At 63.4% G+C, this 25,141-nt stretch carries 26 protein-coding genes; 9 read left to right on the top strand and 17 right to left on the bottom strand.

The genetic code is table 11. The features are described 5' to 3' along the window. Positions 1-73 precede the first annotated feature (73 nt). Together phoR and phoB are read right to left on the bottom strand one after the other, a co-directional pair. Positions 74-1,381, bottom strand: coding sequence for a phosphate regulon sensor histidine kinase PhoR (phoR, locus tag H040_RS08740; protein WP_027917046.1), 1,308 nt, complete (start codon positions 1,379-1,381; stop codon positions 74-76). Between the two features lie 45 nt (positions 1,382-1,426). After that, entirely contained in the window at positions 1,427-2,116 is a 690-nt protein-coding gene (phoB, locus tag H040_RS08745; RefSeq protein ID WP_003253341.1) for a phosphate regulon transcriptional regulator PhoB, read from the bottom strand. Positions 2,117-2,290: 174 nt separating this feature from the next. Here phoB and H040_RS08750 point away from each other — a divergent pair, with 174 nt between their 5' ends. Further along, on the top strand, positions 2,291-2,659 hold the full coding sequence (locus tag H040_RS08750; protein WP_027917045.1) for a COG4315 family predicted lipoprotein: 369 nt from the start codon (positions 2,291-2,293) through the stop codon (positions 2,657-2,659). 103 nt (positions 2,660-2,762) lie between these two features. Here H040_RS08750 and ubiA read toward each other — a convergent pair whose 3' ends face one another. Further along, complete coding sequence (ubiA, locus tag H040_RS08755) at positions 2,763-3,653, bottom strand: 4-hydroxybenzoate octaprenyltransferase (protein WP_027917044.1); 891 nt, start codon at positions 3,651-3,653, stop codon at positions 2,763-2,765. After that, a complete protein-coding gene (locus H040_RS08760) occupies positions 3,653-4,210 on the bottom strand; it encodes a chorismate--pyruvate lyase family protein (protein WP_027917043.1) in 558 nt (185 codons plus the stop codon). The genes ubiA and H040_RS08760 overlap by 1 nt, the downstream gene beginning before the upstream one ends. A gap of 113 nt (positions 4,211-4,323) precedes the next feature. On the opposite strand from H040_RS08760, the gene H040_RS08765 reads away from it, so the two are divergent. The 4 genes from H040_RS08765 (at position 4,324) to H040_RS08780 (ending at position 6,661) form a co-directional block, all read left to right on the top strand. Next, positions 4,324-4,491 carry a rubredoxin gene (locus tag H040_RS08765; RefSeq protein WP_027917042.1) on the top strand — a complete coding sequence of 56 codons (168 nt, stop codon included), beginning with the start codon at positions 4,324-4,326 and terminating at the stop codon, positions 4,489-4,491. Between the two features lie 16 nt (positions 4,492-4,507). After that, complete coding sequence (locus H040_RS08770; RefSeq protein ID WP_027917041.1) at positions 4,508-5,656, top strand: NAD(P)/FAD-dependent oxidoreductase; 1,149 nt, start codon at positions 4,508-4,510, stop codon at positions 5,654-5,656. Positions 5,657-5,843: 187 nt separating this feature from the next. Next, entirely contained in the window at positions 5,844-6,140 is a 297-nt protein-coding gene (locus H040_RS08775) for an HU family DNA-binding protein (RefSeq protein WP_027917040.1), read from the top strand. A gap of 146 nt (positions 6,141-6,286) precedes the next feature. Next, positions 6,287-6,661 (top strand): helicase, encoded by a 375-nt coding sequence (locus H040_RS08780; protein ID WP_027917039.1) that lies wholly within the window; start codon positions 6,287-6,289, stop codon positions 6,659-6,661. Positions 6,662-6,793: 132 nt separating this feature from the next. Here the strand turns inward: H040_RS08780 and H040_RS08785 are convergent, their stop codons facing one another. The 6 genes from H040_RS08785 to exbB all read right to left on the bottom strand — a co-directional run bounded on the left by H040_RS08785 (position 6,794) and on the right by exbB (position 13,501). Continuing rightward, entirely contained in the window at positions 6,794-8,197 is a 1,404-nt protein-coding gene (locus H040_RS08785) for an aminoacyl-tRNA deacylase and HDOD domain-containing protein (RefSeq protein ID WP_027917038.1), read from the bottom strand. A 78-nt stretch (positions 8,198-8,275) separates the two neighbouring features. Further along, a complete protein-coding gene (recG, locus tag H040_RS08790) occupies positions 8,276-10,354 on the bottom strand; it encodes an ATP-dependent DNA helicase RecG (protein WP_027917037.1) in 2,079 nt (692 codons plus the stop codon). Positions 10,355-10,357: 3 nt separating this feature from the next. Beyond that, the gene (locus tag H040_RS08795) at positions 10,358-11,284 is read right to left on the bottom strand and encodes a hydrogen peroxide-inducible genes activator (RefSeq protein ID WP_027917036.1); all 927 of its coding nucleotides are present in this window, start codon (positions 11,282-11,284) and stop codon (positions 10,358-10,360) included. Positions 11,285-11,378: 94 nt separating this feature from the next. Beyond that, complete coding sequence (locus H040_RS08800; RefSeq protein WP_027917035.1) at positions 11,379-12,113, bottom strand: energy transducer TonB; 735 nt, start codon at positions 12,111-12,113, stop codon at positions 11,379-11,381. After that, the gene (gene exbD, locus H040_RS08805; protein WP_027917034.1) at positions 12,110-12,538 is read right to left on the bottom strand and encodes a TonB system transport protein ExbD; all 429 of its coding nucleotides are present in this window, start codon (positions 12,536-12,538) and stop codon (positions 12,110-12,112) included. Before exbD ends, H040_RS08800 begins: the two co-directional genes overlap by 4 nt. Before the next feature lie 3 nt (positions 12,539-12,541). Next, on the bottom strand, positions 12,542-13,501 hold the full coding sequence (gene exbB, locus H040_RS08810) for a tonB-system energizer ExbB (RefSeq protein ID WP_027917033.1): 960 nt from the start codon (positions 13,499-13,501) through the stop codon (positions 12,542-12,544). 191 nt (positions 13,502-13,692) lie between these two features. On the opposite strand from exbB, the gene H040_RS08815 reads away from it, so the two are divergent. Continuing rightward, on the top strand, positions 13,693-14,550 hold the full coding sequence (locus H040_RS08815) for an SDR family oxidoreductase (RefSeq protein WP_027917032.1): 858 nt from the start codon (positions 13,693-13,695) through the stop codon (positions 14,548-14,550). 182 nt (positions 14,551-14,732) lie between these two features. Here the strand turns inward: H040_RS08815 and H040_RS08820 are convergent, their stop codons facing one another. The 5 genes from H040_RS08820 to H040_RS08840 form a co-directional block, all read right to left on the bottom strand. Beyond that, a complete protein-coding gene (locus tag H040_RS08820) occupies positions 14,733-15,458 on the bottom strand; it encodes a hypothetical protein (RefSeq protein WP_027917031.1) in 726 nt (241 codons plus the stop codon). 55 nt (positions 15,459-15,513) lie between these two features. After that, positions 15,514-15,894: a RidA family protein gene (locus H040_RS08825; RefSeq protein ID WP_009684531.1), complete on the bottom strand. Its 381-nt coding sequence runs from the start codon at positions 15,892-15,894 to the stop codon at positions 15,514-15,516. A 23-nt stretch (positions 15,895-15,917) separates the two neighbouring features. Further along, positions 15,918-18,026, bottom strand: a complete 2,109-nt coding sequence (gene spoT, locus H040_RS08830) for a bifunctional GTP diphosphokinase/guanosine-3',5'-bis pyrophosphate 3'-pyrophosphohydrolase (protein ID WP_027917030.1) — start codon at positions 18,024-18,026, stop codon at positions 15,918-15,920. A 59-nt stretch (positions 18,027-18,085) separates the two neighbouring features. Continuing rightward, complete coding sequence (rpoZ, locus tag H040_RS08835) at positions 18,086-18,349, bottom strand: DNA-directed RNA polymerase subunit omega (RefSeq protein WP_016394025.1); 264 nt, start codon at positions 18,347-18,349, stop codon at positions 18,086-18,088. Between the two features lie 260 nt (positions 18,350-18,609). Next, positions 18,610-19,482: a LysR family transcriptional regulator gene (locus H040_RS08840; protein WP_027917029.1), complete on the bottom strand. Its 873-nt coding sequence runs from the start codon at positions 19,480-19,482 to the stop codon at positions 18,610-18,612. Positions 19,483-19,687: 205 nt separating this feature from the next. On the opposite strand from H040_RS08840, the gene H040_RS08845 reads away from it, so the two are divergent. From H040_RS08845 to H040_RS08855, 3 genes are all read left to right on the top strand, one after another. Beyond that, positions 19,688-21,070, top strand: a complete 1,383-nt coding sequence (locus H040_RS08845) for a glutamine synthetase family protein (RefSeq protein ID WP_027917028.1) — start codon at positions 19,688-19,690, stop codon at positions 21,068-21,070. 4 nt (positions 21,071-21,074) lie between these two features. Further along, entirely contained in the window at positions 21,075-21,830 is a 756-nt protein-coding gene (locus tag H040_RS08850; protein WP_027917027.1) for a gamma-glutamyl-gamma-aminobutyrate hydrolase family protein, read from the top strand. A gap of 118 nt (positions 21,831-21,948) precedes the next feature. Continuing rightward, entirely contained in the window at positions 21,949-23,487 is a 1,539-nt protein-coding gene (locus H040_RS08855) for an APC family permease (RefSeq protein ID WP_027917026.1), read from the top strand. A 135-nt stretch (positions 23,488-23,622) separates the two neighbouring features. On the opposite strand, the gene gmk is transcribed toward H040_RS08855, so the two are convergent. Both gmk and H040_RS08865 read right to left on the bottom strand, forming a co-directional pair. Continuing rightward, positions 23,623-24,243 (bottom strand): guanylate kinase, encoded by a 621-nt coding sequence (gmk, locus tag H040_RS08860; protein WP_027917025.1) that lies wholly within the window; start codon positions 24,241-24,243, stop codon positions 23,623-23,625. A 13-nt stretch (positions 24,244-24,256) separates the two neighbouring features. Then, positions 24,257-25,120: a YicC/YloC family endoribonuclease gene (locus H040_RS08865; protein ID WP_027917024.1), complete on the bottom strand. Its 864-nt coding sequence runs from the start codon at positions 25,118-25,120 to the stop codon at positions 24,257-24,259. Positions 25,121-25,141: the final 21 nt, after the last annotated feature.

The following is a 25,141-nucleotide window of genomic DNA, read 5'->3' on the forward strand; positions in this document are numbered from 1 at the left end:
CCTACAGGAACACGCGATCCCTTGTAGGAGCGGCCTTGTGTCGCGAAAGGGCTGCAAAGCAGCCCCCGGTGCCTCAGGCCTTGCCGTTGGCCAATTGTGCCGGAGCAAAGTGACAGGTGAAGGTGCTGCCATGCCCTGGCACGCTGCTGATTTCCAGCTTGCCGCGGTGGCGCATGAGCACGTGCTTGACGATCGCCAGGCCCAGCCCGGTGCCGCCGGTATTCGAAGCGCGGCTGGAGTCGACCCGGTAGAAGCGTTCGGTCAGCCGTGGCAGGTGCTTGGCGTCGATACCGACCCCGGAGTCCTGTACCGACAGATGCGCGCCGTGTTCGTCGCCCCACCAGCGGATGCGGATGTTGCCTTCATCCTGGGTGTACTTCACCGCGTTGAACACCAGGTTGGAGAAGGCGCTGCGCAGTTCCGACTCGCTCCCTTTCAGGCGCAGGTCCGGCGCGGCTTCCAGGGTGATTTTCTGGTTGCGCGGCCCGGACAGTGCCTGGGCGTCGTTCTTGATCGCGGTGAGCAGGGCATCGACCGCTACTGGCTGGTTGTCCGACGGGTAGTCGGTGGCTTCCAGCTTGGCCAGCAGCAGCAGGTCGTTGAGCAAGGTCTGCATGCGCGAGCCTTGCTGGGTCATCTGCTGCAGTGCCCGGGCCCAGCGCGGGTTCACGTCCTCGACGTTATCCAGCAGGGTTTCCAGGTAGCCGGTAATGACCGTCAGCGGCGTACGCAGCTCGTGGGAGACGTTGGCGACGAAGTCCTTGCGCATCTGCTCGAGTTGGTGGATGCGGGTCACATCGCGCACCAGCATCAGGTGCTCGTTGTTGCCGTAGCGGGTGATGTGCAGCTGCACTCGCAGGCGGTCGTTGATCGGCGAGGGGATTTCCAGCGGTTCGACGTAGTTCTCCGCCTCGAAATACTCCTTGAAGCGTGGGTGGCGCACCAGGTTGGTCACCGGCTGGCCGCCGTCCTGTGGGGTCTTGAAGCCCAGCAGCGTCTCTGCGGCGCGGTTCCACCACTCCAGGTTGCCGTCGCTGTCGAGCATGATCACCGCGTCTCGCAGCGCCGCAGTGGACTCCTGCACCCGGTCGATCACTGCCTGCAGGCGCCCGCGCACGCGCTGGTCGCGGCGTTGCAGGTGGTAGATGCTGTCGAACACCTCGCCCCACAGGCCGTAGCCGTCGGGTGGTGCTTCATCGGGTTGGTGGTTGCGCAGCCAGTCATGCAGGCGCAACAGCTGCTTGAGGGTCCAACCCAGGTAGAGCGCCAGACCGATGGCCAGGCTCCAGCCGTAATAGCCGCTGACCAGGCCGCCGATCAGGCAGACGGTGATCAGCAGCAACAGGTGGCGAATCAGGGTCGCGTGCCAGTTCTGGTTCAATTGACGGTCCTTGTACAACGACGTGCAGCTTGGCGCTTGGCTCGATCAGCTCTTGGTCGAGAAGCGGTAGCCAGTGCCCCGGACGGTTTGTACCAGATTTTCGTAGGCTTCACCCAGTGCCTTGCGCAGGCGACGGATGTGCACGTCGACGGTGCGCTCCTCGACATACACGTTGCCGCCCCATACCTGGTCAAGCAGCTGGCCGCGGGTGTAGGCGCGCTCCTGGTGAGTCATGAAGAACTGCAGCAGGCGGTATTCGGTGGGGCCCATCTCGGCCGGCTTGCCGTCGATGGTCACGCGGTGGCTGATCGGGTCGAGGAGCAGGCCGCCGACTTCGATTGGTGCTTCGCTGTCGCTCGGGCCAGTGCGACGCAGCACGGCCTTCAGGCGGGCTACCAGCTCGCGTGGCGAGAACGGCTTGGTGATGTAGTCGTCGGCGCCGACTTCCAGGCCCTGTATCTTGTTGTCCTCTTCGCCTTTGGCGGTGAGCATGATGATCGGAATGTCGCCGGTCAGCTCGTCGCGCTTGAGGCGGCGTGCCAGCTCGATGCCAGAGGTGCCGGGCAGCATCCAGTCGAGCAGGATCAGGTCCGGTTTGCGGTCGACGATGATCGCGTGGGCCTGCTGGGAGTTCTCCGCTTCCAGGCAGTCATAGCCGGCCATTTCCAATGCAACGGCGATCATCTCGCGAATAGGCGCTTCGTCGTCGACGATCAGAATGTTTCTGCCAACCATGCTTAAAACCTCTCCCAGGAATCGTGTCTTGGCCCGCATTAGATAACGGAATTATTGCAGCTGTGTGACAGGGCGTTGGCCGTTCTGGCGACATTCCATGACTGGGCTAGGCTTCACAGGGCCGCTGCGGCGGTAAACAGAATGCAATCCACCCCCGAATTCATGGTGATTCCAATGACACGACATACGCTGAGCTGGATGGCCCTTTTCGCTGCACTGGCACTGCCGGGGGTGGCGTCCGCCCACCATGCCATGGAGAAAGACGGCATGTGGGTCGATCATGCCGGGATGACGTTGTACACCTTCGACAAGGACGCCAACGGCAAGTCGATGTGCAACGGCGATTGTGCGACGAACTGGCCTCCACTGATGGTCAAGGACGGTGAGAAGGCCGAAGGCAAGTGGACGCAGATCAAGCGTGACGACGGCAAGATGCAGTGGGCCTATGACGGCAAGCCGCTGTACACCTTCGTCAAGGACAAGAAGGCCGGGGACATGACCGGTGACGGCATGAAGGACGTCTGGCACGTCGCCAAGCCGTAAAGGCGGACACTTGACCCTGTGGGAGCGGGTTCACCCGCCAATGCTGCGGTGGAGCCACCATCGCATTCGCGGGTGAACCCGCTCCCACAGGGGGAGGCAAGGGTCAGCGCAAGGCGTAATCCAGCACCACCCCGATGAACACCAGCATCCCCGCCCAGTGATTGTGCAGAAACGCCTTGAAGCATGACTCGCGGTCCAGCTTGCGCGTCGACCAGTATTCCCAGGCAAAGCACGCCGCAGCCCCCAGCAAGCCCAGGTGGAACCAGCCACCCAGCTCGAAACGGCTGCCCGCCAGCAGCAGGCAGCCCAACGACAACAGCTGCAAGGTCAGGATGATCGTCCGGTCCGCCTCGCCAAACAGGATCGCAGTGGACTTCACGCCGATCTTCAGGTCGTCATCGCGGTCGACCATGGCGTAGTAGGTGTCGTAACCCACCGTCCACAACAGGTTGGCGATGTACAGCAGCCAGGCACTGGCCGGCAGCTCGCCGCCGGCAGCGGTAAAGGCCATGGGGATGCCCCAGGAATACGCAGCCCCCAGCACGACCTGCGGGTAATAGGTATAGCGCTTCATGAACGGGTAGCAGGACGCCAGTGCCACCGCGCCGAACGATAGCCACACGGTCTGGCTATTGGTGCACAGCACCAGCAGGAAGCTCACCCCGACCAGGATGGCGAACAACGCCAGCGCCTCGCGCGACTTGACCCGACCACTGGCAAGCGGGCGGTCCGCGGTGCGTTTGACGTGGCCATCGACCTTGCGGTCGGCGAAGTCGTTGATGCAGCAGCCGGCGGCGCGCATCAGCACCACGCCCAGGCCGAAGATAAGCACGTTGGCCAGGGTTGGCGAGCCTTGCCCGGCGACCCACACCGCTGTCAGGGTGGGCCACAGCAGCAGATAGATACCGATCGGCCGGTCCATGCGGCTGAGCTGGACGAAGTCCCAGGCCCGCGGGTGCAAGCGGTTGAGTGACTTGAGCAGTTGCAGGTACATCAGCGGTTCTCCTCCTTGGCCGCTTGCCACAGTGTAGGCAGGAACACCTCGGCCACCAGCAGGTCGAGGCCGTCACGCGCGAAGCGCGAGCGGCGCCCCCACAGGCCGTCGCGTGCGGCATCGGCCGGCAGCCAGGCTTGTGGATAACGGCACACTTCGATCGGGTGGCGGATGAATGCCTGGTCGCAGAACAGCAACTCGCCCAGCGAACGGCTACCGAGGGTTTCCAGGTCCAGGCCACCACGTTCCAGGGCGCTGCGGCTGGCCACACTACGGGCGAACACCCAAGGCTCGCCATGCCCACGCAGGTACACCTCCCGCACCCAGCCTTCGGCGCCCTGGGCGATGTCCAGGGCCAGGCACTCGTCTTCGCGCAGCGGTTGCCAGCCTTCGAACAGGGGAGTGACACTGAAGTGGTCCTGGGACAGCTGTGTAAGGCGGCGAGTCAGGGAGCCTTCGTCGAACAGCCAGTCCAGGGTTGGCTGGTCGGTTTCAGAGGCCAGCTGTGAATACGGCAGCCACGCGACAGCGGCTGCTTGCGGGGATTCGTACGACACGTCGGTATGCTTGATTACAGCCAGAGAGGCGGCGAGCTTAGCATGATTGCCCTGACTGCTTGCATAATGCCGGGCTACAACAAAGCCTGAGCGACACCGAGGAAGAAGACCAGATGAAAAAGTGGCAGTGTATTGTCTGTGGCCTGATCTATGACGAAGCCGAAGGTTGGCCGGACGACGGCATCCCGCCCGGTACCCGCTGGGAAGACGTGCCGGCAGACTGGTTGTGCCCTGACTGCGGTGTGGGCAAGAGCGACTTCGAAATGATCTCCATCGGCTGAGCGAGGAAAGCACGACATGACGTCCCCCGTGGTCATCATCGGTACCGGCCTGGCCGGCTACAACCTGGCACGTGAATTTCGCAAGCTCGATGGCGACACGCCGCTGCTGCTGATTACTGCCGACGATGGTCGTGCCTATTCCAAACCGATGCTTTCCACCGGCTTTGCCAAGCACAAGGACGCCGACGGCCTGTGCATGGCCGAGCCTGGCACCATGGCCGAGCAGCTCAAGGCCGAGGTCCGCACCCATACCCGTGTCAGTGGCATCGACCCGGGCCACAAGCGCCTGTGGATCGGTGAAGAGGCGATCGAGTATCGCGACCTGGTGCTGGCATGGGGTGCACAGACCGTGCAGGTGCCGATCGAAGGTGAGGGTGCCGGGCGGGTCTTCCCGATCAACGACCTGGAAGACTATGCGCGCTTCCGTGCCGCTGCCGCAGGCAAGCAACGTGTGCTGATTCTCGGTGCCGGCCTGATCGGTTGCGAGTTTGCCAACGACATGAGCCTGGGTGGCTTCCAGGTCGACGTGGTGGCGCCTTGCGAGCAGGTCATGCCGACCCTGTTGCATCCGGCTGCCGCCAATGCCGTGCAGGCTGGCCTGCAAGGCCTTGGGGTGCGTTTCCACCTGGGGCCGGTGCTGAACCGCCTGGAGCAGGCAGGCGAAGGGCTGGAAGCGCACCTTTCCGATGGCCAGGTGATCGGCTGCGACCTGGTGGTTTCAGCCATCGGCCTGCGCCCGCGGACCGACCTGGCGGCAGCAGCAGGGCTGCTGACCAACCGCGGTGTGGTGGTGGACCGCCAACTGCGCACCTCGCACAGCAACATCTTCGCGCTTGGCGACTGCGCCGAAGTCGACGGCATCAACCTGCTCTATGTGATGCCATTGATGGCCTGTGCCCGTGCCTTGGCGCAGACCCTGGCCGGTAATCCGACCCAGGTCAGCTACGGGCCGATGCCGATTACCGTCAAGACCCCGGCATGCCCGCTGGTGGTGTCACCGCCGCCAGCAGGCTGCGAAGGCAGCTGGCAGGTAGAAGGGCAGGGTAGCGACCTGAAAGTGCTCTGCCACGCCACCGACGGCCAGTTGCTCGGCTATGCCCTGACCGGCAGTGCGGTCATGGAAAAACTGGCGTTGAATCGGCAGTTACCCGCCCTGATGGCGTGAATAGCGGGCGTTCTGTCGGATTTATCCTGTTGTTGCCAACACAATGGCCGCCCAGATACTGGCGCGGCCTCGGTGGGCGTGCCATTCTCACTTCCGTCTGCCGCAGATTAGAGCCTGCGGTGCCTTGAACGCTGCTTCAATGGCAGCACGGCATAACAACAAAAAATCCCGTCAAAGAGGCTTCACTATGCGTAAACCAGAACTCGCCGCTGTCATCGCCGAAAAGGCCGATCTGACCAAGGAAAAAGCCAACCAGGTGCTGAACGCCATTCTCGACAGTATCACCGGTGCCTTGGACAAAGACACGGTCACCCTGGTCGGTTTCGGCACCTTTGAAAAACGTCATCGTGGTGCCCGCACCGGCAAGAATCCGCAAACCGGCCAACCGGTGAAGATCAAGGCCAGCAACACCGTTGCCTTCAAGCCAGGCAAGAACCTGCGCGACAGCGTCAACGTGCCCGCCAAGCCAGCCAAGAAAAAGTGATCCACTGCTGACCCCCAGTGTCATCCCAGCGGGCGCCCCAGGGCGCCCGTTATGCATTCTGGAGGGTAATTGTTGCGAACTTGCGTATTTTGTTCAGGAAAAGGATAAACTGCGCGCTTCAGTCATTTTTCATTCGAGGCGCGTTGATGAAGTTTCGCTTTCTTCTTTGGGCCATGGGGCTGCTGATGGCCAGGGCCAGCCGCAACAACCCGGCATTCCAGCAGCAACTCAAGGACAAGGACTTGGTGTTCCAGATGCAGACGCTGGATGGCAAGGTGGCGCGGCACTTCATCGTTAGTGGTGAACGCATCAGCAGCAAAGGCGGCAGCCATCCGCAGCCGGCCTTCGCCATCGCTTTCAAGGACGCAGCTTACGGCTTTGCCACGATGCAGGCGGGTAACAAGCAGCTGGCGTTCATGCAGGGCATTCAGGACAAGAACATCCAGATCAAGGGCAATCCGGCGCTGGTGATGTGGTTCCAGGGGCTCATGAAATACCTGAAGCCGAAGAAGAAAGGCTGAAATCGCTGGGCGCGCTTTGCGCCCCTTTCGCGACAGAAGGCCGCTCCTACAGGGGATCGCATACGTCTGCAGGAGCGGCCTCGCCGGGGCGCCGGACCGGTCGGAAAGGGCTGCAGAGCAGCCCCAATGGGCTCAATGGGGGGCGTTGAGCTGCGAAGCCAGATCCCGCAGCAAGGCCTCGGCCTCGAGCACTTTGTTCACCACATCCTCTGCCTTGTCCCGGGTGATCCCCACGCGTTCCAACAGCTCATCGGGAATCTGCTCCTGTGGCCCCGAGCCGATGCCGCGCGAGCGCAGCAGGCGGGTCGCCAGGCACACCAGGTTGGGGTAGGCCGAAAACTCGCCGTCATACGCCGGATCATGCTGGAAGCGCAGCGCGGTCGACAGCTCTTCGGGCATATCCCACAGCTTCATCAGCCAGGCGCCGATCTGCTCGCGGCTGATACCCAGCAGGTGCTGTTCGACGTAGGTGTGGCACAGGTGCGGGTTGACCTCCAGATGACGGCAGATCAGCGAGAAGTGCGGCGGAAACACGTGTGCCAACAGCAGGTAGCCGAAGTTGTGCAGCAGCCCTGCCAGGTAGGTCAGGCCGGCCTCCGGGCGTTCGGCACGAGGCATCGCGCGGGTCAGGCCTTCGATGATGGCGGCGGTGTAGATCGACTGTTGCCAGTACGGCGTGGCCTGCTGCGGATGGTCCTTGGGCAGGCTCAAGGTCTTGCCCAGCGCCAGGCCCAGGGCCAGGTTGATCACCAGATCGAAGCCCAGTACACGGACGATTGCGTCCTCCACCGAACGGATCTTGCCGGGTGAGGCGTAGTAGGGCGATGCGGCCCAGCTGACCACCTGGGCGGCCAGGGCAGGGTCGGTCTCGACCACGCCAGTGATGTCGTCGATGCTGGCGTTGGGGTCGACCCGCAGCTTGATGATCTTCTGCGCGGTGTCGGCCAGTGGCGGAATCTCGATGGTTTCTTCCAGGCGTTTCTGGATGCGCCGGGCCGTGAAAGCCTGAACCGCCTGGGTGATTTCCTTGGGGTCGTCATCCGGGCGATCGAGGTTGGGGCGGATGTCGCGCACGGGCTGGCCGAAACTGCCGGCGCTGGCCTTGGCGAGCATGCGCTTGAAGTCATCACGGTGCACCTTCAACAACAGGCCAGCTTCGCCGGACTGGATGAGCAGGTGTTCGGCTTCGAGCAGCTTGCCTTCGTACAGGCAGGGCGAGCTGGTCAGGGCCGGGATGGCCGGCAAAGCCTTGAGCTGGTGCTTGTCGAGCATCTGCTTGAGGCGTGGCAACGGCACCGCCTTGAGCTTGCGGCCGGTCAGCTCCTCGAGGCGGTTGAGGTCCAGTAGCTTGCTCTGCGGGAATAGCACCAGCAGGGCGCCGATTTCGTCATCGAGCAGGATCGCCTGCACCCGAGACGCGGCTGGTAGCTCTGGATGTTCCGCAACCTCTTCAAAGGCCACGCGCAGTTTTTCGAGCAACAGCCGGATGACAGACGGTGCGTGTGGGGTTGCGGTGTCCAGGGCAACTTCAGTCATGGTCTGTATCCACAGGTTCTTTTAAACGCGAAGTATAACCAGCCTGTTGGCAAAGCTGGATCCATTCTGGGACAGGTGTCACACCTGGCCATATTGCTGGCCGTGACGCAGCCAACGGTCGAGCAGTGGGCTGACATGGTCGGGCCAGCGTGCCAGTAGTGCCTGGGCAGCATCACGCACCGCCGGTAGCAGATCGGCGTCGCGCATCAGGTCGGCGACCTTGAACTGCAGCAGGCCAGTCTGGCGTGTGCCGAGCATTTCGCCGGGTCCGCGCAGTTCTAGGTCTTTCTCGGCAATGATGAAGCCATCGTTGGTTTCCCGCATGATTCCCAGGCGTTCCCGGCCAATCTGCGACAGTGGCGGGTGATACAGCAACACGCAATGGCTTGCCGCGCTGCCCCGGCCAACCCGGCCGCGCAGCTGGTGCAGCTGTGCCAGGCCCAGACGCTCGGGGTTCTCGATGATCATCAGGCTGGCATTGGGCACGTCCACGCCGACCTCGATCACCGTAGTGGCGACCAGCAGTTGCAGGTTGCCTTGCTTGAACTCGGCCATGACCTCGGCCTTTTCTGCAGGCTTCATGCGGCCGTGAATCAGGCCCACGCGCAGTTCGCCGAGTGCGCTGCCGAGCTCTTCGAAAGTGCTTTCGGCCGCTTGGCAGGTCAGCTCTTCGGATTCTTCGATCAGCGTGCACACCCAGTAAGCCTGGCGCCCTTCGGCGCAGGCTGCTCGGACCCGCTCGACCACTTCGAAGCGGCGGCTGTCGGCTACCAGCACGGTGTTCACCGGCGTGCGCCCAGGCGGCAGCTCGTCGAGCACCGAGGTGTCGAGGTCGGCGTAGGCGCTCATGGCCAGGGTGCGCGGGATCGGTGTAGCGGTCATGATCAGCTGGTGCGGGCACAGCTCGCCGGCCACGCCTTTCTTGCGCAGGGCAAGGCGTTGTTGCACACCGAAGCGGTGCTGTTCGTCGATGATCGCCAGGGCCAGGTGCTTGAAGCGGACTTCCTCCTGGAACAGCGCGTGGGTACCGACCACCATTGGCGCGCCACCGGCGATCTGCTCCAGGGCACTGGCGCGGGCCTTGCCCTTGAGCTTGCCGGCCAGCCAGGCGACTTCGATCCCCAGCGGCTCAAGCCAGCGCTTGAAGGTGATGTAGTGCTGTTCGGCAAGGATCTCGGTGGGCGCCATCAGCGCCACCTGGTAGCCCGCCTCCAGCGCCTGCAGTGCAGCGAGGGCGGCGACCACGGTCTTACCGGCGCCGACATCGCCCTGAACCAGGCGCATCATGGGCTCGTGCTGGCTCAGGTCATAGGCGATTTCGTTGGCCACGCGCTGCTGCGCCCCGGTCGGCTGGAAGCCCAGGTTTGCCAGGTATTGCGCCTGCAGGCGCTTGGCCTTCGGCAGTACCGGCGCGCGCAGGCTGCGCAGGCTCTCGCGCAGGCGTTGCTGCGACAGCTGGTGGGTCAGCAGCTCTTCGAAGGCCAGGCGGTGCTGGGCCCAGTGCTGACCCTCGGCGAGTTCGTCGAGATCGGCGTCGGCTGGCGGGTTGTGCAGGTAACGGATGGCATCGTCCAGCGGCGCCAGCTGGTAGTCGCGGGCCAATTCGTCGGGCAGCCAGTCCGGCAGACTGCGCGGGCCGAGCATGCCCAGGCTCTGCTGGCAGAGCAGGCGCAGGCGCTGTTGGGTGAGGCCTTCGGTGGACGGGTAGATCGGCGTCAGGGTCTGCTCGACCGGCGGTGCCGGCTCGTCGCCATTCAGCGCACGGTACTCCGGGTGGTAGATTTCCAGGCCCGAGGCACCGGGGCGGGCTTCGCCGTAGCAGCGCAGGTGGGTGCCACGCTTGAGGCCCTCCTTTTGCGCATTGCTGAAGTGGTAGAAGCGCAGGCTCAGCACGCCTGTGCCGTCACCCAGGCGTACCACCAGGCTGCGGCGCTTGCCCATGGTCACGTCGGCGCCGCTGACCACGCCTTCGATCACCGCGTCCTGGCCTGGGCGCAGCTGGCCGATCGGCACCACGCGAGTGCGGTCCTGGTAGCGCAGGGGCAGGTGGAACAGCACGTCCTGCAGGTTCTCCAGGCCGACCTTGGCGAGCTTCTCCGCCATGGCATCGCCTACGCCCTTGAGCGCCGTGACCGAGACCTTCGACAGCTCAGTCATGGATCAGGCCGGTTGTTCCACGGGCGGCTTGGCCACCGAGCAGAGACGGATCGAGTCGGCAAGGATCTCGATCGCCTTCGGCCGCGGGAAGCTGGCGCGCCAGGCGATGGCCACGGTACGGAACGGCGCTGGCGGGGTAAGTGGACGCACTTCGATGACCCCGGGCGCATAGTGATGGCTGTGCACGGCCGAGAGTGGAAGGATCGACACCCCCAGGCCCGAAGCGACCATATGGCGGATGGTTTCCAGCGAGCTGGACTCGACCGTGGTGTGCTTGGCGCCATCGCCACCTTTGTTCAGCGTCGGGCAAGCTTCCAGCACCTGATCGCGGAAGCAGTGACCCTCGCCGAGCAGCAGCAGGCTCTTGTCGTTGAGCATGGCAGTGTCGATGGTCTTTTTCGCCGTCCACGGGTGGTCGGCCGGCATTAATGCACAGAAGGGCTCGTCATACAGCGGCAGGGTCAGCACATCGGCTTCATTGAACGGCAGGGCGATGATCACCGCGTCCAGTTCGCCGTTGCGCAGCTTCTCGCGCAGCACGTGGGTGAAGTTTTCTTCGATGTACAGCGGCATCTGCGGTGCAACCCGATGCAGCTGTGGAATGAGGTGCGGGAAAAGGTATGGGCCGACAGTGTAGATGGCGCCGACCTTGAGCGGGGCGGTCAGCTGGTTCTTGCCGGCCTGAGCCAATTCGCGAATGCCTTGGGCCTGCTCCAGCACCTTCTGCGCCTGGGCAACAATGCTTTCGCCGACCGGGGTCAGGCGCACCGCGCTCTTGCTGCGCTCGAAGATCAGCACGCCCAGCTCGTCCTCAAGCTTCTTCACGCCGACCGACAGGGTCGGCTGGCTGACGTGGCAGCGCTCGGCAGCATGGCCGAAGTGCTGCTCCTGGGCGAGCGTGACGATGTAGCGTAATTCTGTGAGGGTCATAACGTGCGTCCATGAAGTTGCGGCCCCAGCATAGCGGCTGCAATCGATAGACGCACGTTATCAGACTTGCCGATTTGTGACAGAAACAAAAGTATCAGCGACGGTCCAGGGAGTAGACGAACGGTGCCACTACTTCGATTGTGCCATTGGTCAGCAACTCGGCTGGCGGCTTGGGTACCGTGCCTGCGCGGCGGATCATTTCCATGGTCGCCCGGTCCAGGGCCGCGCTGCCGGAGCCGCCTGCCATGGAGTAGGAAACCACCTTGCCTTCGGCATCGACCACGAAGCGCAAGCGGTTGATGCCTTGCAGGCCACGACGGCGCGCGTCCTCCGGGTAGCGCTTGTACTTCGCCAGATGGCGCAGCAGGTCGCTCTGCCAGGTTGGCAGCGCCTGGCTGTTGGCGGCGATGCTTGGCGCCGGTGCCGCCGACTTTTGCGGTGGCGTGTTGCTTGGCGGCGTGTCGGCTACCTGTTCCTTGGCCGGTGGCTCGTCTTTCGGCGGCTCAGGCTTCTTCTCAGGCTTCGGTGGCTGAGGCTTGGGCTTCGGCTTGGGCGGCTTGGCGATGGCGATCTTCGGTTTCGGCGCCTCGACCAGCTTTGGCAACGGCGGCTCTTCGACCGGTGCCGGTGGCTGTGGGGCGGCTTTCGGTGGTGGCGGCGGCGCGGGCTCGGGCAGCGGCGCCAGCTCGACCATCATGGCTGCCGGGGGCAGCTCGATGGCCTGGGGCACCGACCAGTTGAGGGTCAGCAGCACGGCGACCACGTGCACGCCCAGCACGATCGCCAGGCTGCCACCGTAGCGCGCCACGGTTGAGCGCGGTTTCGTCATTTCTTGGCTGCCGTCTCGAGACCTACCAGACCGACCTTGAGGTAGCCGGCCGCGCGCATGGTGTTCATCACTTCCATCAGGTCACCGTAATCCACGCCCTTGTCGGCCTGGAAGAAGATGGTGGTTTCTTTGTCACCCTTGGTCTTGGCGTCGAGCATCGGGCCAAGCTGTGCGGGGGCAGGTACCTGATCGTCGCCGACATACAGCTTCTGGTCGGCCTTGACGCTGACGAACACCGGTTTCTCGGGCCTCGGCGCCGGCTTGGCGGTCGAAGCCGGCAGGTCGACCTTGATGTCGACCGTGGCCAAGGGGGCTGCGACCATGAAGATGATCAGCAGCACCAGCATCACGTCGATGAACGGCGTAACGTTGATTTCGTGGTTTTCGGCGAGGTCATCGCCACCTTCGTTGAGATGCAGGCCCATGGCTTACCCCACTTTCACCATGTGCGGGGCGGCGCGCTCGCTGCCCTGGTGGTCCAGATCACGGCTGACCAGCAGCAGTACCTGGGCGGATGCGTCGGACACCTGTGCCTTGTAGCCCGCGATGGAGCGGGCGAAGACGTTGTAGATGACCACGGCCGGGATCGCTGCGACCAGACCCAGGGCGGTGGCCAGCAGGGCTTCGGCGATACCAGGGGCTACTACGGCCAGGTTGGTGGTCTGGGTCTTGGCGATGCCGATGAAGCTGTTCATGATGCCCCACACGGTACCGAACAGGCCTACGAACGGCGCAGTGGAGCCGATGGTGGCGAGCACGCCGGTGCCGTTGCTCATGGTGCGACCGCTGGCAGCTACCAGGCGCTCCAGGCGGAAGCTGACGCGTTCCTTGATGCCTTCCTTCTCGCGGGCGTTGGCCGACAGGCGCATTTCCTCGAGGGCGTCGTGGACCAGGGTGTGGGCCAGGGTGCCTTCTTTATTGGAAACATCGCTGGCTTCTTTCAGGCTGACCGACTTCTTCAGTGCGGCAATCTCGCCACGCAGGCGACGCTTGGCGCCCATCAGCTCGAAGCCCTTGGCGATCCAGATGGTCCAGGTGATGATCGAGGCGATGGCCAGGCCGATCATCACGATTTTGACGACGATATCGGCGTTCTTGTACATGCCCCACGGGGACAGGTCGTGCGCCATGCCCAGCGAGGTGTCTTCAACCAGTGCCTGAACGGCCGGGTCGGCGGCGGCAGGTGCATCGACCGGAGTCACGGCCTGGCCTTCGACACCAGCCGGTGCCGGGGTGGCCGGAGCGGCAGCAGCAGCCGGGGTGGCGGCGCTGGCGTTTGGCTCATCGGCCATGGCCAGCGGGGCCAGCACCAGGCTGAACATCAGCGCGGCGATGGCGCGCCAGGCGCGCGACGGGGTTGGCGAAGCGGAAGGTTGAGTACGTGTCATGCTGGCCGGACCTGATGAAGAAGAAAGTGAGCGTTCTCCAAGGCCTCGAGATAGGCCGAGAACAGATAGGGGTGCCATTATTGCAAGTAATTCTTGTTAACAAAAGTAATCTTGTTGCTTTTTTCACCTATGGTCTAGCCGCCTATCGTGTAATACGGATAGCCTGATCCTTTGGTCTAGGGAGTTTTGTGATGTCAGACCTTTCAGCAATTATCGTGGGATGTGGTGATGTAGGCGGCCGTTTGGCCCGCCAACTGCTGGCTAAAGGCTGGCAAGTTAGTGGCTTGCGCCGCTCGGTCGAGCAGTTGCCAGAGGGTGTCTCGCCTATCGCCGCGGATCTTTCCGATCCCGCCATCCCCCCGTCCTGGCCGCAGCGTTCGCCGGACTATCTGGTGTATTGCGTGGCCGCCAGCCAGCACGACGAGGCAGGCTATCAGGCGGCCTATGTCGACGGTTTGCGTCATGTGCTGGCTTGGCTGGCCGAGCGCGGCCAGCGCCCGCGGCGTTTGCTGTTCGTCTCCAGCAGCAGCGTGTTTGCGCAAAAGGATGGGGAATGGATCGACGAAACTGCCGCCACCGAGCCTGCAGGTTATTCCGGGAAGGTGATGCTGGAGGCCGAAGGGTTGGCGCTGGCAAGTGGCATTCCCGCCAGCGTGATTCGCCTGACCGGCATCTACGGCCCGGGACGCGAGTGGTTGTTGAGCCAGGTGCGCCAAGGCTACCGCGTGGCAGAAGAGCCGCCGCTCTATGGCAACCGGATTCATGCAGAAGATGCTGCGAGCCTGTTGGCGTACCTGCTGCAGGCTGACGCCGATGGCGTGGCGCTGGAGGATTGCTACATCGGCGTCGACGACGACCCAGCGCCGCTGGCCGATGTGGTGGCTTGGTTGCGCGCCTATATGGGCGTCACCGAGTGGTCCGATGAGCAGCGGGTGCGGCGTACCGGCAGCAAACGTTGCAGCAATGCCCGGGTGCGGGCGTTGGGCTGGGCGCCGCAGTATCCGAGCTACAAGGAAGGCTATGCGGCCATCCTGAAGGGCAAGCGCTGAAACCTACAGGCTTGGTGCGGTCTTCGTAGGAGCGGCCTTGCCGGGACGCCGGACCGGTCGGAAAGGGCCGCAAAGCGGCCCCCAAATTGATGCTTCAATGCAAATATCGCGGGGCTGCTGTGCAGCCCTTTCGCGACACAAGGCCGCTCCTACAAAGACCGCGCCCGGAATGGAGAGGAGCTTCAGTCCCGCTCCAGCACCCACTGCTGAGTACCGGCCGCCAGCTGCGGAATCTCGTCTGCCTGGGCAGTGTTGACCGCCTGGAAGATCGCCAGCTTGTCGCCATCCCGCTTGAAGATGAACGGTGCGCCGCGCTGGTTGCGCTCCAGCCATAGGCTGTCGTTGTTGCCACCCATGCTGGCGCAGTCGCCGGCCAGGCACAGGGCGAAACGGTCCGGGCCAGGCAGGCCGGTAACGCTGCCGGTATCGCTGAAGTGCACGGTGGCGCCTTTGCCCTGGCCTTCGATGATCTTCCAGTCGCCACCGAGGTAAGCCTGGTACAGCGCCTTCTCGAAGCTGCCGCCTAATGGCGCATTGCCGGGCTGCTTGGCGCGAACGAAGGTCTGCTCGGCACCGTTCTGGGCAGTGGCTTTCAATTCATCGCCATCGAGTTCGAGCTGTTCGGTCTGGCCACCTTCGAAGCTGGCCTGCCAGTGTTTCTGATTGGCGCTCAGCTGGCCGTCGGCAGCTTCGAAACCATTGCTGAAGCTGGCCTGCTGGTTGGCGACATCGAGCTTCCACTCGAAAACCGGGCCGTGCTCGTTCAGGGCCTGGCGCAGGCTGCCGCCTTTGCTGGCGGCCTTGATGGCGGCCTGGTTGATCCAGGTACCATTGAAATCTTCGGGTTTGTGGCTGGCGCAGCCGCCCAGAAGCAGGGCTGCCAGCGCGAGGGGCAGTGCTTGACGCATGACGGGATAACCTTGCAGAAGAGGGTGACGGGCAGGGCGCCCGTCACCAGGGGCATCATTCGATGACCAGGATGGCGTCCATTTCGACCTGGGCGCCTTTCGGCAGCGCAGCCACGCCGATGGCGGCACGGGCTGGGTATGGCTGTTCGAAGTAGCGGCCCATCACTTCGTTGACCTTGGCGAAGTGGCTCAGGTCGGTGAGGAAGATGTTCAGCTTGACGATGTCCTTGAACGAACCGCCAGCCGCTTCAGCTACGGCCTTGAGGTTCTCGAACACCTGTACGGTCTGGGCTTCGAAGCCTTCGACCAGCTCCATGGTCTTTGGGTCCAGTGGGATCTGCCCCGACATGTAGACGGTGTTGCCGGCCTTGATCGCCTGGGAGTAGGTGCCGATAGCGGCAGGGGCCTTGTCGCTGTTGATTACGGTCTTGCTCATGATGACTCCTTGCGGTTGGCGGACTACGTACGCATGCGGGTGATGCGGACCACGCCGGTCAAGGTACGCAGCTTCTTGATCACACGTGCCAGGTGCACACGATCGTGCACGCTGACCACCAGTTGGACCACGCTGATACGGCCGTCGCGTTCGTCCATGCTGATCTTCTCGATGTTGCCGTCGGCAGCGTTGACGCTGCTGGCCAGCAAGGCGATCAGGCCGCGCTGGTGTTCAAGCTCGACACGCAGCTCGACGTTGAATTCGCCAGCGATGTCCTTGGCCCAGGAGAGTTGTACGCACTTTTCCGGGTTGTGGCGGATTTCGCTGATGTTGCGGCAGTTTTCCAGGTGCACGACCATGCCCTTGCCCGCCGACAGGTGGCCGACGATCGGGTCGCCCGGGATTGGCGTACAGCACTTGGCGTAGCTCAGCACCAGGCCTTCGGTGCCGCGGATCGCCAGCGGGCCTTCCGGCGCCGGCAGCTGTTCGCCTTCGGCCGACAGCAGGCGACGGGCGACCACGTAGGCCATGCGGTTGCCCAGGCCAATGTCTTCGAGCAAGTCTTCGATGAGCTCCAGGCGGTACTCGGCAAGAATCGCCTGAATGCGCTCCTGAGGGATTTTCTCCAGGCTGCTGTCGAAGCCGGTCAGTACCTTGTTCAGCAGGCGCTCGCCGAGGCTGATCGACTCGGAGCGACGCTGCTGCTTGAGGGCGTGGCGAATGTGCGTACGCGCCTTGCCGGTGACCACGAAATTGAGCCAGGCCGGATTTGGCCGTGCGCCCGGTGCGCTGACGATTTCCACCGTCGAACCGCTTTGCAGCGGTTCTGACAGCGGCGCCAGGCGGCGGTTGATGCGGCAGGCGATGCAGCTGTTGCCAACGTCGGTGTGCACCGCGTAAGCGAAGTCGACGGCGGTGGAGCCTTTGGGCAGCTCCATGATCCGGCCTTTGGGTGTGAACACATAGACCTCGTCCGGGAACAGGTCGATCTTCACGCTTTCGATGAATTCCAGCGAGTTGCCAGCACGTTGCTGCAGTTCGAGGATGCCCTTGACCCACTGACGCGCCCGGGCATGGCTGCCCTTGGGTTGCTCGTCCTCGTTGGACTTGTACAGCCAGTGCGCGGCAATGCCGTTGTTGGCCATCTCTTCCATCTCGCGGGTGCGGATCTGGATTTCGATGGGCACGCCGTGCATGCCGAACAGCGTGGTGTGCAACGACTGGTAGCCGTTGGCCTTGGGAATCGCGATGTAATCCTTGAAGCGACCGGGCAGCGGCTTGTACAGGTTGTGCACGGCGCCGAGCACGCGGTAGCAGGTGTCGACCTTGTCGACGATGATGCGGAAGGCGTACACGTCCATGATCTCGTTGAAGGCGCGGCGTTTGCCACGCATCTTCTTGTAGATGCCATAGAGGTGTTTCTGCCGGCCGCTGACCTCGCCCTGGATGCCGTCCGCGGCCAGGCAGTTGGCCAGCGAGTGCTCGATCTTGGCGACGATCTCTTTACGGTTGCCGCGTGCGCTCTTCACCGCCCGATGGATCAGCGAGGACCGCATCGGGTGCATGGCCTTGAAGCCAAGGTCTTCGAACTCCACGCGCACCGTGTGCATACCCAGGCGGTTGGCGATGGGGGCGTAGATCTCAAGGGTTTCCTTGGCGATGCGCCGGCGTTTTTCGCCAGACAGCACTTCCAGGGTGCGCATGTTGTGCAGGCGGTCGGCCAGCTTGACCAGGATCACGCGGATATCGCGGGCCATGGCCATGGCCATCTTCTGGAAGTTTTCGGCCTGCGCTTCGGCCTTGGTCTCGAAGTTCATCTGGGTCAGCTTGCTGACCCCATCGACCAGTTCGGCCACGGTCTCGCCAAACTGCTGGCAGAGGGCTTCCTTGGCGATGCCGGTGTCTTCGATCACGTCGTGCAGCATGGCTGCCATCAGGCTTTGATGGTCCATGTGCATGTCGGCGAGGATGCTGGCCACGGCCAGCGGATGGGTCACGTAGGGCTCGCCGCTGCGGCGGCGCTGCCCGTCGTGAGCCTGTTCGGCGTAGAAATAGGCACGGCGAACCAGGTTGACCTGTTCGGGGCCCAGGTAGGTCGACAGCCGTTCGGCTAAGGCTTCTATGCCCGGCATGGTTTCACCTCTTGCCGAGGAAGAGGGCCTTGTGCCGCGCGACGTCGACAGGGCATCGATCAGACAGCCTCGTTGGACTCGTCCTCGAACGCGGCGAAGACCGGATCCTCGGTAACGATCTCTTCGGCGGCGATGAACTCAGGGGTAACGATACCTTCGGCGATTTCGCGCAGGGCGACCACGGTCGGCTTGTCGTTTTCCCATGCTACGCGCGGCTCTTTGCCGCCGGTAGCCAGCTGACGGGCGCGCTTGGTCGAGAGCATGACCAGCTCAAAACGGTTATCCACGTGTTCCAGGCAGTCTTCAACAGTTACGCGGGCCATGGTCTTCCTCAGTAGCAAATGCGGTGGGCGTGCAGCCCAATATGGGCAGGCGGACTCGATAGTTTAAAAAATCACCAGCCAATAGGGAAGCGCTGTTTTGCCGGGCGGTCGCCTTCGAGCCCTGTGTCGGCTTATTCGCGGACAAGCCCGCTCCCACAGGTATGATGCGTTGCTCACCAGCACCGCTCACCCTATGGGAGCGGGCCTGCCCGCGAAAGGGCCGGAACAGACACCCTCGATACTTGACTCCGACGATAACCTCAGAGCATTGCATCCCGCAACCGCGGCGTCAGTTCTTCGAACAACGTCTGCACCGACCGCAACGCCCGGCAGTCCGGCCGGGTCAGCAGCCACAACTGTGTATCGCATCCGGGCAACGGCCCGCTCAACGCATCCACTCCCGGCAAGGCATCGACCATATAGTCAGGCAGTGCCGCCACGCCCAGCCCGGTGCTCACCAGTTGGGCGATGGTCGACATGCCGCTGCACTGGTAGCGCGGGCTCAGCCCTGGATACTGCTGGTTGCGCCAGACCACGGTCGGGTGGTCCTGCATCGAGTCGTCCGGGGCGATCCACGGCACGCTGGTGGCCGACGCGTTCAAGCGCTCGCGCCATTGTGGCTGACCGCAGATCACATAGGAGGTGGAGCCCAGGCAACGCCCTACCAGATGCTCTGGCGGCGTGTTGGTCAGGCGCAAGGCGATGTCGGCATCGCGCCGGCTGAGGTTGGCAAAGGTGTTGGAGGTGCCCATTTCCAGCGACAACGCCGGGTAGTTGGGCATGAACGCGGCCAATGCCGGCAGCAGCAGGCTGTGCATCACTGCCTCGGTGCAGGTCAGGCGTACTGTGCCGCTGACCACCTGCTCACCGCTGGTCATGGCGATACGTGCGGCATCCAGCGCCTGCTCGGCGCGCTCGGCCTGCTCGGCCAGGGCCTGGGCCGTGTCGGTCGGCAGGTAACCCTTGCGGCTTTTCACGAACAGCGCGGTGCCTAGCGCCGACTCCAGCCGGCGAATCGAGCGGAACACGGTCGAAACGTCGACCTTGAGCAGTTCGGCGGCCTTGGCCAATGAGCGCCCGCGTTCCAGTGCCAGGACCAGGGAGAGGTCGGCGTGGGTAATTTGATATTGCATTGGTGCACGCTCTGCTTGCCGAATTGCCAATGTCTGTTGCGTGAGGGCCATTTTATAGTGAAACGGCCCCCGGTAATCAATGCGCCCGGTCGGGTAACCAATCCCCACGATGGGAAAGTGAAAAGAACAACAGCTGCAACCATCGTCGCCCGTGAGGCGCCAGCCGTATCCCCACATCGCCGCAGCAAATCATAGGATGTAAGCCATGACGTCGGTCACCCCGTGCGCCAGTACTTCCAGCGAGATGAATGACTTCCTTCAGGCCCATCCGGATACGCAGTACGTCGACCTGCTGATTTCCGACATGAACGGCGTGGTACGCGGCAAGCGCATCGAGCGCGCCAGCCTGCACAAGGTGTACGAGAAGGGTATCAACCTGCCAGCCTCGTTGTTCGCCCTCGACATCAATGGCTCGACCGTGGAAAGCACCGGCCTGGGCCTGGACATCGGCGACGCTGACCGTATCTGTTTCCCGATTGCCGGCACGCTGTCGGACGAGCCGTGGCAGAAGCGCCCCACCGCACAGCTGCTGATGACCATGCACGAACTCGACGGTGAGCCATTCTTCGCCGACCCACGCGAAGTGCTGCGTCAGGTGGTGAGCAAGTTCGACGCCATGGGCCTGGATATCTGCGCCGCGTTCGAGCTGGAGTTCTACCTGATCGACCAGGATAACCTCAACGGCCGCCCGCAGCCGCCACGTTCGCCTATCTCGGGCAAGCGCCCGCAGTCGACCCAGGTGTACCTGATCGACGACCTCGACGAATACGCCGACTGCCTCCAGGACATGCTCGAAGCGGCCAAGGAGCAAGGCCTGCCAGCCGATGCCATCGTCAAGGAAAGCGCCCCGGCGCAGTTCGAGGTCAACCTGCACCACGTCGCTGACCCGCTCAAGGCCTGCGACTACGCGATCCTGCTCAAGCGCCTGATCAAGAACGTCGCCTACGACCATGAAATGGATACCACCTTCATGGCCAAGCCTTACCCGGGCCAGGCGGGCAACGGCCTGCACGTGCACATCTCGCTGCTGGACAAGAAAACCGGCAAGAACATCTTCGCCCATGAAGACCCGCTGCAAAGCGACGCCCTGCGCCACGCCATCGGTGGTGTGCTGGAGACCATGCCGGCGTCGATGGCCTTCCTGTGCCCGAACATCAACTCCTACCGCCGCTTCGGCGCACAGTTCTACGTGCCTAATGCGCCGAGCTGGGGCCTGGACAACCGCACCGTAGCTATTCGCGTGCCGACCGACAGCAGCGAAAACGTGCGCATCGAGCACCGTGTGGCTGGCGCCGATGCCAACCCGTACCTGATGTTGGCGGCGATCCTGGCCGGCATCCACCACGGCCTGACCAGCAAGATCGAGCCGGGTGCACCGATCGAAGGCAACGCCTACGAACAGCTGGAGCAGAGCCTGCCGAACAACCTGCGCGACGCCCTGCGTGCGCTGGATGACAGCGAAGTCCTCAACCAATACATCAGCCCGGACTACATCGATATCTTCGTGGCCTGCAAGGAAAGTGAGCTGGCCGAGTTCGAAGTTTCGATTTCCGACCTCGAGTACAACTGGTACCTGCACACGGTGTAAGCCCATGAGCGCAATTGCGGTCCCCTTGATTGGTATCAGCGCCTGCCGCCAGCAGGTGGGGAAGAACTCGTCGCACACAGTGGGCGACAAGTATGTCGAGGCGGCGGGCTTTGCCGGGCTGCCGCTGATTTTGCCGGCCCGCGACGGTGGCAGCGACACCCAGGCGCTGCTGGCCCGGCTCGATGGCATTGTTTTCACAGGCTCGCCTTCAAATATCGAGCCGCATCATTACAATGGCGCCGCCAGCGCCGAAGGGACCCGACACGACCTTGCCAGAGACCGGCTGACCCTGCCGTTGCTGCAGGCGGCGATTGCCGCCGGCGTGCCGGTCTTCTGCATCTGTCGTGGTTTCCAGGAGCTGAATGTGGCCCTTGGCGGTAGCCTGCATCAGCGCGTACAGGAGCTGCCCGGCTACCTGGACCACCGTGAACCTGAAGACGCACCGCTGGAGGTGCAATACGGCCCTCGTCATCCTGTCAGCGTTACGCCTGGCGGGTTGTTCGAGCGCCTGGGCCTGGCTGCGCAGTTCGAGGTCAACTCGTTGCACAGCCAGGGCATCGACCGCCTGGCCCAGGGCCTGCGGGTCGAGGCACGGGCCCCGGATGGCCTGATCGAAGCGGTGTCGATGCCTGACGCACCGGGCTTTGTGCTTGGTGTGCAGTGGCACCCGGAATGGCGTTTCGCCGACAACCCGGTCTCAAGGCGCCTTTTCCAGGCGTTCCGCGAGGCCTGCATTGCCCATGCTGCACGGGAGGTCTGACAGCACGTCAGCCAAAAGTCCGGGATGACTCACCCCCGTCAGTGCGCTTTCAATGAGTGGAAGCAGGCCTTGGGATCAGGGCCTGTGAAAACAATTCCAATAGTTACGGCAAAAACTCATGAGCAATTACACAGAAGCCGGCCGCCCACCCGATGTGGCCGACTCGGGCAGCACTCAACGCAGCAAAGGCCTGGCCAAGGGCCGTCTTGGCCTGCTGGCCAGCGTGGTGCTGGGCATTTCCACCATTGCCCCGGTCTACACCCTGACCGGCGCCCTTGGCCCGACCGTACGTGAGGTCGGTGCTCATCTTCCTGCCGTGTTCATCGTCGGCTTCCTGCCCATGCTGCTGGTAGCCCTGGGCTATCGCGAGCTGAATTCGGCCGAGCCGGACAGCGGCACTTCGTTTACCTGGTCGGCCCGCGCCTTTGGCCCGATGATCGGCTGGATCGGTGGCTGGGGGCTGGTCGTTGCCACCACCATCGTGTTGTCCAACCTGGCGGGCGTTGCCGTCGACTTCTTCTACCTGTTCCTCAGCCAGATCACCGGCCACCACGAGCTGGCGGCCCTGGCCGACAACCTGTTGATCAATATCGCTACCTGTTGCGTGTTCATAGCCCTGGCGGTGTGGATCTGCTGCCGGGGCATGGCCACCACCATGACCGTGCAGTACGGCCTGGTGGCGCTACAGCTGATGGTATTGCTCGGCTTTGCCTTCGCAGCCTTCGGCGGTACCACCGCGCCGCCGCCGCTGGAGTTCGATTTCGCCTGGTTCAACCCGTTCGGTGTCGAGTCGTTCTCGGCCTTTGCTGCGGGGCTGTCACTGTCGATCTTCATTTTCTGGGGCTGGGACGTGTGCCTGACCGTCAGCGAAGAGTCGATCGGCAGCGACGAAGTGCCGGGCAAGGCGGCGACCTGGACGGTGCTGCTGATCCTTGGCCTGTATCTGGTCACCGCCATCGCCACCTTGCAGTTCGCTGGCATCAGCGAGCATGGCCTGGGGCTGAACAACCCGCGCATCCAGGAAAACGTGTTCGCTCACCTGGCCGGTCCGGTGATGGGGCCGCTGGCGATCCTGATGTCGATTGCGGTACTGGCAAGCACCGCGGCGTCGCTGCAGTCGACCTTCGTGTCGCCGGCGCGCACGCTGTTGGCCATGGGTTACTACGGTGCGGTGCCGCAGAAATTCGCCAGCGTCTGCCCGCGCTCGCAGACCCCGCGTTACGCGACCATCTGCGCTGGTGTGGCGGCGGGCCTGTTCTACGTGACCATGCGTACCCTGAGCGAGAACGTGCTGGCTGACACCATCACGGCGCTGGGCATGATGATCTGCTTCTACTACTCGCTGACAGCGTTCGCTTGCGTCTGGTACTTCCGCGACAGCCTGTTCGGCAGCCTGCGCCACTTCTTCATGCGTGGCCTGTGCCCGCTGGCGGGAGGGGTGATCCTGTCGGTGATCTTCGTGCGCACGGCCATCGACAGCGCCTCGCCGGATTTCGGCAGTGGCTCGCATGTGGCGGGGTTGGGGTTGGTATTCGTGATTGCGGCGATCATTTCGGCACTGGGGATCGTGCTGATGATGATTTCGCGGATGCGCGCGCCGGCCTACTTCCTGGGGGCTACTCTGCGTCAGCAGGCCACCTTGCCATTGCAGGAATAATTTTGGGGGCGCTTTGCGCCCCTTTCGCGACACAAGGCCGCTCCTACAGGCGATCGCATCAGCCGATGCTGACACGGTCCCTTGTAGGAGCGGCCTTGTGTCGCGAAAGGGCTGCAACGCAGCCCCCATCAGTCTTCAGGCGAGCAATTCTTCCAGCAGGCCACTGTGGCGCTGCTGCTGCTTCTTCAGCAGCAGGCGATTGGCCACGAACACTGCCTTCAATTCCTCCAGCGCCACGTCGAAGTCGTCATTGATGATGACGTACTCATACTCGTCGTAGTGCTCCATCTCGCTGACAGCTTCCTTCATGCGGCCAGCGATGATCTCTTCGCTGTCCTGGCCACGGCCGTCCAGACGCTCGCGCAGGGCCTGCTGGCTTGGCGGCAGGATGAACACAGAACGTGCCTCGGGCATCAGCTTGCGCACCTGCTGGGCGCCTTGCCAGTCGATCTCGAGGATCAGGTCGTTCCCTTGGTCCAGCACTTCTTGCAGCGCGCTGCGCGAAGTGCCGTAGAAATTGCCAAATACCTCGGCGTGCTCGAGGAAGTCACCCTGGGTGATCAGCCCCTTGAAATCGTCATGGCTGACGAAGTGGTAGTTCACGCCGTGCTGCTCGCCCGGGCGCATGGCGCGGGTGGTGTGCGAGACCGAGACGCTGACGCGGGGGTCGGCCTTGATCAGGGCGGTGACCAGGCTGGTCTTGCCGGCGCCGGACGGTGCCGAAACGATATAGAGGGTGCCGCTGCTTTGATTCATGGTCGGGGTGGCCTTACTCGATGTTCTGTACTTGTTCACGCATCTGTTCGATCAACACCTTCAGGTTGACCGCCGCTTGCGTGCTGCGTGGGTCGAAGGCCTTGGAGCCCAGGGTGTTGGCTTCGCGGTTGAGCTCCTGCATCAGGAAGTCCAGGCGCCGACCGGCGGCGCCCCCGGACTTGAGCACCCGGCGCACTTCGTTGACGTGAGTGCTGAGGCGGTCCAGCTCTTCGGCAACGTCGCTCTTCTGTGCCAGCAGTACCATCTCCTGTTCCAGGCGCTGCGGGTCAAGCTCGGCCTTGAGGTCACCGAAGCGGTCGATGATCTTCTGCCGCTGGGCAGCGAGCATCTGTGGCACCAGGGCGCGCAAGGTGGTGACCTCGGTGGTCATGCTGTCCAGGCGTTCGTTGATCAGCCGGGCCAGTTCCTGGCCTTCGCGCAGGCGCCCGGCCTTGAGCTCGGCCAAGGCCTCGTCGAACAGCGCCACGGCTTCGGCATTCAGGGCCTGCGGGTCAGTGGCGTCGGCTACCAGCACGCCGGGCCAGGACAGCACCTCCAGCGGGTTGAGGGCAGCTGGCTGCTTGATCAGGCCGGCGACCTCTTCGGCAGCGGCGACCAGCTGCGCGGCGCGCTCGCGGTCGACCCTGAGCGGCTTGCCGTTGCTGTCTTCGTGCAGGCGCAGGGTGCATTCGACCTTGCCACGCGACAGGCCCTGGCGCAGGCCTTCACGTACCGCGCCTTCGAGGTCGCGCAGGGCGTCCGGCAGGCGCAGGTGAGGCTCAAGGTAACGGTGGTTGACCGAGCGCAATTCCCAGACCAGCGTGCCTTGGCTGCCTGCGCGCTCGACACGAGCAAAAGCGGTCATGCTGTGCACCATGGGAAGTACCTCGCGTAAATG

The organism is Pseudomonas sp. URMO17WK12:I7, from assembly GCF_003269045.1.
Taxonomy (GTDB): domain Bacteria; phylum Pseudomonadota; class Gammaproteobacteria; order Pseudomonadales; family Pseudomonadaceae; genus Aquipseudomonas; species Aquipseudomonas putida_J.

Excerpts from the sequence above, each read along its gene's own strand:
- phoB (WP_003253341.1), bottom strand. The coding sequence starts at position 2,116 with ATGGTTGGCAGAAACATTCTGATCGTCGACGACGAAGCGCCTATTCGC.
- H040_RS08750 (WP_027917045.1), top strand. The coding sequence starts at position 2,291 with ATGACACGACATACGCTGAGCTGGATGGCCCTTTTCGCTGCACTGGCA.
- ubiA (WP_027917044.1), bottom strand. The coding sequence starts at position 3,653 with ATGTACCTGCAACTGCTCAAGTCACTCAACCGCTTGCACCCGCGGGCC.
- H040_RS08765 (WP_027917042.1), top strand. The coding sequence starts at position 4,324 with ATGAAAAAGTGGCAGTGTATTGTCTGTGGCCTGATCTATGACGAAGCC.
- H040_RS08770 (WP_027917041.1), top strand. The coding sequence starts at position 4,508 with ATGACGTCCCCCGTGGTCATCATCGGTACCGGCCTGGCCGGCTACAAC.
- H040_RS08775 (WP_027917040.1), top strand. The coding sequence starts at position 5,844 with ATGCGTAAACCAGAACTCGCCGCTGTCATCGCCGAAAAGGCCGATCTG.
- H040_RS08780 (WP_027917039.1), top strand. The coding sequence starts at position 6,287 with ATGAAGTTTCGCTTTCTTCTTTGGGCCATGGGGCTGCTGATGGCCAGG.
- H040_RS08785 (WP_027917038.1), bottom strand. The coding sequence starts at position 8,197 with ATGACTGAAGTTGCCCTGGACACCGCAACCCCACACGCACCGTCTGTC.
- recG (WP_027917037.1), bottom strand. The coding sequence starts at position 10,354 with ATGACTGAGCTGTCGAAGGTCTCGGTCACGGCGCTCAAGGGCGTAGGC.
- H040_RS08795 (WP_027917036.1), bottom strand. The coding sequence starts at position 11,284 with ATGACCCTCACAGAATTACGCTACATCGTCACGCTCGCCCAGGAGCAG.
- H040_RS08800 (WP_027917035.1), bottom strand. The coding sequence starts at position 12,113 with ATGACGAAACCGCGCTCAACCGTGGCGCGCTACGGTGGCAGCCTGGCG.
- exbD (WP_027917034.1), bottom strand. The coding sequence starts at position 12,538 with ATGGGCCTGCATCTCAACGAAGGTGGCGATGACCTCGCCGAAAACCAC.
- exbB (WP_027917033.1), bottom strand. The coding sequence starts at position 13,501 with ATGACACGTACTCAACCTTCCGCTTCGCCAACCCCGTCGCGCGCCTGG.
- H040_RS08815 (WP_027917032.1), top strand. The coding sequence starts at position 13,693 with ATGTCAGACCTTTCAGCAATTATCGTGGGATGTGGTGATGTAGGCGGC.
- H040_RS08820 (WP_027917031.1), bottom strand. The coding sequence starts at position 15,458 with ATGCGTCAAGCACTGCCCCTCGCGCTGGCAGCCCTGCTTCTGGGCGGC.
- H040_RS08825 (WP_009684531.1), bottom strand. The coding sequence starts at position 15,894 with ATGAGCAAGACCGTAATCAACAGCGACAAGGCCCCTGCCGCTATCGGC.
- spoT (WP_027917030.1), bottom strand. The coding sequence starts at position 18,026 with ATGCCGGGCATAGAAGCCTTAGCCGAACGGCTGTCGACCTACCTGGGC.
- rpoZ (WP_016394025.1), bottom strand. The coding sequence starts at position 18,349 with ATGGCCCGCGTAACTGTTGAAGACTGCCTGGAACACGTGGATAACCGT.
- H040_RS08840 (WP_027917029.1), bottom strand. The coding sequence starts at position 19,482 with ATGCAATATCAAATTACCCACGCCGACCTCTCCCTGGTCCTGGCACTG.
- H040_RS08845 (WP_027917028.1), top strand. The coding sequence starts at position 19,688 with ATGACGTCGGTCACCCCGTGCGCCAGTACTTCCAGCGAGATGAATGAC.
- H040_RS08850 (WP_027917027.1), top strand. The coding sequence starts at position 21,075 with ATGAGCGCAATTGCGGTCCCCTTGATTGGTATCAGCGCCTGCCGCCAG.
- H040_RS08855 (WP_027917026.1), top strand. The coding sequence starts at position 21,949 with ATGAGCAATTACACAGAAGCCGGCCGCCCACCCGATGTGGCCGACTCG.
- gmk (WP_027917025.1), bottom strand. The coding sequence starts at position 24,243 with ATGAATCAAAGCAGCGGCACCCTCTATATCGTTTCGGCACCGTCCGGC.
- H040_RS08865 (WP_027917024.1), bottom strand. The coding sequence starts at position 25,120 with ATGGTGCACAGCATGACCGCTTTTGCTCGTGTCGAGCGCGCAGGCAGC.